The organism is Geodermatophilus obscurus, from assembly GCF_900143215.1.
In the GTDB taxonomy this organism is placed as follows: domain Bacteria; phylum Actinomycetota; class Actinomycetes; order Mycobacteriales; family Geodermatophilaceae; genus Geodermatophilus; species Geodermatophilus obscurus_A.
In genome coordinates, this window is record NZ_FRDM01000077.1 from 1 (window position 1) to 5,340 (window position 5,340).

Here is a 5,340-nt window from a genome sequence, read left to right on the forward strand (position 1 = left end):
CGTCGTCCCGGTCGTCGTCGTCCCGGTCGTCGTCGTCCCGGCGTCCAGGCCGTAGTGCTGGCGCAGCAGCGCCTCGGCCTCGGGGTCGAGGTGCTGATCGGACACCGACGGCGCGGTGCGGACCGCCTCCTTGGTGACCGGCAGGCGCACGGTGCCCTCGGTGAAGGTGGCGTCGGTCGCGGGGACGACGGAGTGCCGGGTGCCGAACAGCCCGGTGGAGACTGCCGCCCAAGTGGGGGCTCCGGTCCGGTCGTCGGTGAAGAAGTGCTCGACCGTGCCGATCTTCTCGCCGTCCGGGCCGTAGGCCGCGCTGCCGATCGCCGCGGACAGTTCTCGCTCGCTCAACACCGGGTCGGCTCCCCTCGTCCTCGCTGATCCCGCACGGGACCCGCCGGGTCCAGCGTGCCCACCCGGGACACCGGCCGAACATGGGGTGCTGCGCGGCGTCCGCCGGTGTGCTGAGGCGGTCTTCCCTGCCTACCGTGGCACCTGTGACCAGCGAGCACATCGAGGTCGAGCGCAAGTTCGAGGCCGACGAGGGCTTCTCCCTGCCGGACCTGACCGGTGCCGGGGGGGTCGCCGCGGTCGGCGGTCCGGAGGAGCAGTCGCTCGAGGCGACCTACTACGACACCCCGGACCTGCGGCTGCTGCGCTCCCGGGTGACGCTGCGGCGGCGCACCGGCGGGGCCGACGCCGGCTGGCACGTGAAGCTCCCCGGGGCGGACGGCGCCCGGCGCGAGCTGCACCAGCCGCTGGGCCGGGCGGCCCGCACCGCCCCGCGCGCCGTCGTCGCCCCGATCCTGGGCCTGCTGGGCACCGCCGCGGCCGAGCCGGTCGCCACCCTCTCCACCCGCCGGGTGGTGCACCGGCTGCTGAACGAGGAGGAGAGGGTGCTGGCCGAGGTGGCCGACGACGCCGTCGTCGGCACGGCGTTCGCGACTGCGCCCGGCGAGCCGGCCACCGTCACCACCTGGCGGGAGATCGAGGTCGAGCTGGTCGACGGCGACGAGACGCTGCTCCAGGCGGTCACCGAGCGGCTCGTCGCGGCCGGCGCCCGCCCCGCCGCCGCTCCCTCGAAGCTCGCCCGGGTGCTGGACGGGCGGCTGCCGACGCCGGGGGCCCCCGCCCCGGAGCCGTCCGAGGCCGACGGGACGACGAAGAAGGGCAAGAAGGCCAAGAAGGAGCAGCGTCCGGTCCGCACGGCCGGCGAGGTGGTCCTCGGCGCGGTGGCCAGGCAGCTCCAGGCGCTGCGGGACGCCGACCTGGCGGTGCGCACCGAGCAACCCGAGGGCGTGCACGACCTGCGGGTCGCCTGCCGCCGGCTGCGCAGCATCCTCGCCGCGTTCCGGCCGGTGCTGGACCGCGGGCACACCGACCCGCTGCGCGAGGAGCTGCGGTGGGTGGGCGCCCAGCTCTCCGGCGCCCGCGACACCGAGGTCGCGCTGTCCCACCTGCGCGAGCTGGTGGCCGCCCAGCCGGTGGAGCTCGTGCTCGGCCCGGTCGCCGCCCGGTTGCAGCAGACCCAGATCAAGGACCACGAGGCCGGCGGCCGCAGGGTCGCCCGCACCCTCACCGACCGGCGCTACCTGCGGCTGATCGACGCCGTCGACGCGCTGCTGGCCGACCCGCCGCTGACCGAGCCGGCCGCCGCGCCCGCGTCTCCGCAGCTGGCCGACGCCGTCCGTCGTACCGGTAAACGGCTGCGCCGCGCCGTCGACGCCGCCCGCGAGGCCGAGGGCGCCGAGCGGCACGAGCGGCTGCACGAGGTGCGCAAGGCGGCCAAGCGGGTGCGCTACACCGCGGAGGTGGCCGAGGCCGAGCTCGGCGAGCCGGTCACCGCGCTCGTCGAGTGCACCAAGCAGGTGCAGGACCTGCTGGGCGCCGCCCAGGACACCGTGGTCACCCGCGACGTCGCCGTGCGGGTCGGGCGGGCCGCGTTCACCGCCGGGGAGAACGCCTGGATCTACGGCCGGCTGCACGCCCTCGAGGAGGCCCGCGCCGAGACCGCCGAGACGGGGTTCTGGACGCTGGAGCGGGACCTGCGCCGCGCGGTGAAGGCCGTGGCCTCGCTAACCTGAGAGAAGGCCCCCACTTCTGCCGGGTCCCGCCGCTGGCCCCGTCCAGGGCACCGCCCTGAGCTCGCGAGGGGTGGGCAGGACGGGGTCCTTCCATGGTGGGGGGCGAGGAGGTCCTTCCGCTGTCCCTGATCGGCCTGCTGGGCTTCGCCACCGTCGTCCTCCTGGCCGTCCTGCTGTTGCACGGCTACCTGTGGTGGCGGCTGGTCCGCAGCACGACCCGGCCGGGCCGCGCGCGGCGGCTGCTGACGCTGGGCCTGCTGCTCCTCGGCCTCCTCCCGGTGGGGGCGGTCCTGCTGCGCCGCGAGGACTCGGTGCTCAGCACCGTGGTGCAGTGGGTCGGCTTCAGCTGGCTGGGCGTCGCGTTCTACCTCTTCCTGACCCTGCTGGTGCTGGAGCCGGCCCGCCTGCTGCTGCGCAGGCGGTTCTCCAGCGCGCCGGCCGCGGAGCCCGTCGCCGTGCCGGTGGGAGCCGCGACCGCGCCCGAGGGGATCCCGGTCCCGCAGGGCAGCGGTGTCGCCGACCCCTCGCGGCGGTTGCTGCTGGCCCGTGGGCTCGCCGTCACGGCCGGCGCCGTCGCGCTGGGGACGGCGGGCACCGGCGCCTACCTGGCCAACAGCGCCCCCGTCGTCCGCCGGGTGCCGGTGACGCTGGCCGGGCTCGACCCGGCCCTGGACGGCCTGCGGATCGTCACCTTCTCCGACGGCCACCTCTCGGCCATGTCGAGCACACGGCGGTTCGAGCGGCTGGTGGAGATCGTCAACGCCCAGCGCCCCGACGTCGTGGCGATCGTGGGCGACCTGGTCGACGGCGAGCTCGGCGAGCTGCGCGAAGAGGTGGCCCCGCTGGCCGACCTGGTCAGCGAGCAGGGCGTCTACTTCGTGACCGGCAACCACGAGTACTTCGTCGACACGACCGCGTGGTTGCGCCACCTGCCCACCCTCGGGGTGCAGGTGCTGCGCAACGAGCGGGTGCCCATCGTGCGCGGCGGCGCGTCGGTCGACCTGGCCGGCATCGACGACCGGACGGCGCTCAGCTCCGGCGTGCCCGGCCACGGCGCCGACCTCGACACCGCGCTGGACGGCCGCGACGACGCCGTGCCGGTCGTGCTCATGGCCCACCAGCCGGTGCAGGTCGAGCAGGCGGCGGCGGCCGGGGTAGGGCTGCAGCTGTCCGGGCACACGCACGGCGGCCAGCTGTGGCCCTTCGACTACGCGGTGCGGCTCGATCAGCCCGTCGTGCAGGGGCTGTCCCGGGTCGGCGACACCCAGCTCTACGTCACGACCGGCGCGGGCTTCTGGGGTCCGCCGATGCGGATCGGCGCGCGGCCCGAGGTCGCGGTCGTCGAGCTGCGCGCTCCCTGAGGCTCAGAGCTCGCGCAGCGTGTCCAGGGCCTCCTGGACGACCTCCTCCAACGCCAGCTCACCGCCGGAGTCCGCCCAGCGCAGCAGCCCCTGGGTGTAGGCCGACAGGTGCGCGGTGACCGCGACGGTGGCGGCCGGGTCCCGCTGCAGGCCGAGCGCCTCGAGGAACAGCTGCGCCGTCGCCCGCTCGAACTCCGCCGCGCGGTAGCGGAGGCGTGGTGTGGTCGCGATGAGCCGCCACCGGGCCAGGGCGTCGGACCGGGCGTCCCCGGTCAGCCCGCGGACGAAGACGAGGATCGCCCCACGCAGCCGCGCGCCGAGCGGCCGGTCGGCCGGGACCGTCGCCACCAGGGCCTCGATCTCGGCGCGGGCCGGGAGCGCCATGATCAGGTCGTCCTTGCCCGGGTAGTGCGCGTAGAACGTCTGCACCGACACCCCGGCCGCCGCGGCCAGCCGGCCGATCGGCACGTCCTCGTAGCCGTGCTCCGCGAACAGCTCCATCGCGGTGTCGTAGATCCGCCGGTGCGTGGAGGCGTACTGACGGGCGCGGTGGTCCTGGGCCACGACCCGGTCCCTCCTCTCGTCCGCGGCGCTCCCGGCGCTCGGCCACTTCTGACAGCGACCGGGCGAGAACGCCGAGACGACACCACATCATGTGTCGATCTCGGTGTATCCGCACCATTCCCGAGTCGGTCACCCCGGCACCGCCGGAGACGGGCCGGACGCCGGGGCGACACGGCCGGGTGAGAGAGACGTCTGCAGACGACCAGACGTCTACACCCGCAGTACCTTCAGGGACGTGACCAGCGCCGTGTCGGGACCGAAGTACCTGTCGGTCCGCGAGAACCTGCGACGCCGGGTGTCCGCGCTGCCCGAGCACACCCTGCTCCCGCCGGAGCCGGTGCTGTGCGAGGAGTACGGCGTCAGCCGGATCACGCTGCGCCGCGCCGTCGACGGACTGGTCGCCGACGGTCACCTGGTGCGCGAGCAGGGCCGGGGCACCTACGTGACCCGCCCGGCGATCCGCCACGAGTACCGCGAGAGCTTCGTGCACCGCATCGCCGGGTGGAGCTCGGTGATGACAGAGCAGGGCGCGCAGGTGGGCACCACGGTCCTCACCCAGCGGATCGTGCCGGTCCAGCCGCCGGTCGTCACCGAGCTGGACCTGGAGCCCGCGACCGACGTCGTCGAGCTGGTCCGGCTGCGCAGCGTCGACGGCGCACCCAACCACGTGGCGCACAGCTTCCTGCCGGCCGCCACGTACCCGCGGGCGGCCGAGGTGGACCTGAGCGAGGGCTCGCTCTACGACTTCCTCCGGCGGGAGTACTCGGCCGACCTCGCCACCGCCCGCATCGTCGTCGACGTCGGCACCGCGGCGCCGGACGAGGCCGACCTGCTGCAGGTGGTCGCCGGCTCGCCGCTGCTGGTGGTCCGGACGACGGTGCGCGACAGCGCCGGCCAGCCCCTCGTGCACAGCTTCTCCCGGTTGCGGCCCGACGTCAGCCAGGTGGAGTTCGAGGTCTCGGTCAGCGGTCGCTGAGAGGACCCCCTCGCCCGTTACCGGCCGCCTGGAGGTGGCCGGGAGCGGACTACCGTCGGCGGAACCGCTGCCCGTCGTCCCCGGAGGTCCCATGCCCCAGCCGGTCACCGTCACCGGTAGCCGCGAGGTGCCCCACGAGCGGCGCCGCGTGTGGGAGGCGCTCGCCGTCCTGGAGCCGTACTGCGCCGTCTGCGACGTCTCCTACGTCGTCGACGACCGGAGCGCGCCGGGCCGCGGGACCCGGTTCGTCGCCGTGCCCGGCCGTCTCGACGACGGCGTGCAGCCGCCGGCCGGCTCCCCGCAGGGCGAGATCGTCGAGTGGGTGCCGCAGGAGCGGGTCGCCACCCGCCTGCAGCTGACC

Annotated in this window: 5 protein-coding genes and 1 pseudogene; 4 read left to right on the top strand and 2 right to left on the bottom strand. The window is 75.1% G+C overall.

Translation table 11 applies throughout. The annotated features are described in order from the left end of the window. A partial coding sequence (locus BUB17_RS24815) for a PRC-barrel domain-containing protein (protein ID WP_141243206.1) occupies positions 1–348 on the bottom strand: 348 nt, incomplete at its 3' end. Between the two features lie 143 nt (positions 349–491). Between BUB17_RS24815 and BUB17_RS24820 the strand changes: the two genes are divergently transcribed. Together BUB17_RS24820 and BUB17_RS24825 are read left to right on the top strand one after the other, a co-directional pair. Next, on the top strand, positions 492–2,078 hold the full coding sequence (locus BUB17_RS24820; RefSeq protein WP_072921471.1) for a CYTH and CHAD domain-containing protein: 1,587 nt from the start codon (positions 492–494) through the stop codon (positions 2,076–2,078). Between the two features lie 92 nt (positions 2,079–2,170). Further along, positions 2,171–3,439, top strand: coding sequence for a metallophosphoesterase (locus BUB17_RS24825; protein WP_072921473.1), 1,269 nt, complete (start codon positions 2,171–2,173; stop codon positions 3,437–3,439). Between the two features lie 3 nt (positions 3,440–3,442). Here the strand turns inward: BUB17_RS24825 and BUB17_RS24830 are convergent, their stop codons facing one another. Beyond that, positions 3,443–4,003 carry a TetR/AcrR family transcriptional regulator gene (locus tag BUB17_RS24830; RefSeq protein ID WP_072921475.1) on the bottom strand — a complete coding sequence of 187 codons (561 nt, stop codon included), beginning with the start codon at positions 4,001–4,003 and terminating at the stop codon, positions 3,443–3,445. Positions 4,004–4,238: 235 nt separating this feature from the next. On the opposite strand from BUB17_RS24830, the gene BUB17_RS24835 reads away from it, so the two are divergent. Together BUB17_RS24835 and BUB17_RS24840 are read left to right on the top strand one after the other, a co-directional pair. Further along, a complete protein-coding gene (locus BUB17_RS24835; protein WP_244277475.1) occupies positions 4,239–4,979 on the top strand; it encodes a GntR family transcriptional regulator in 741 nt (246 codons plus the stop codon). 91 nt (positions 4,980–5,070) lie between these two features. Next, positions 5,071–5,340 (top strand): annotated as a pseudogene (locus BUB17_RS24840) (SRPBCC family protein); the annotation flags it as partial.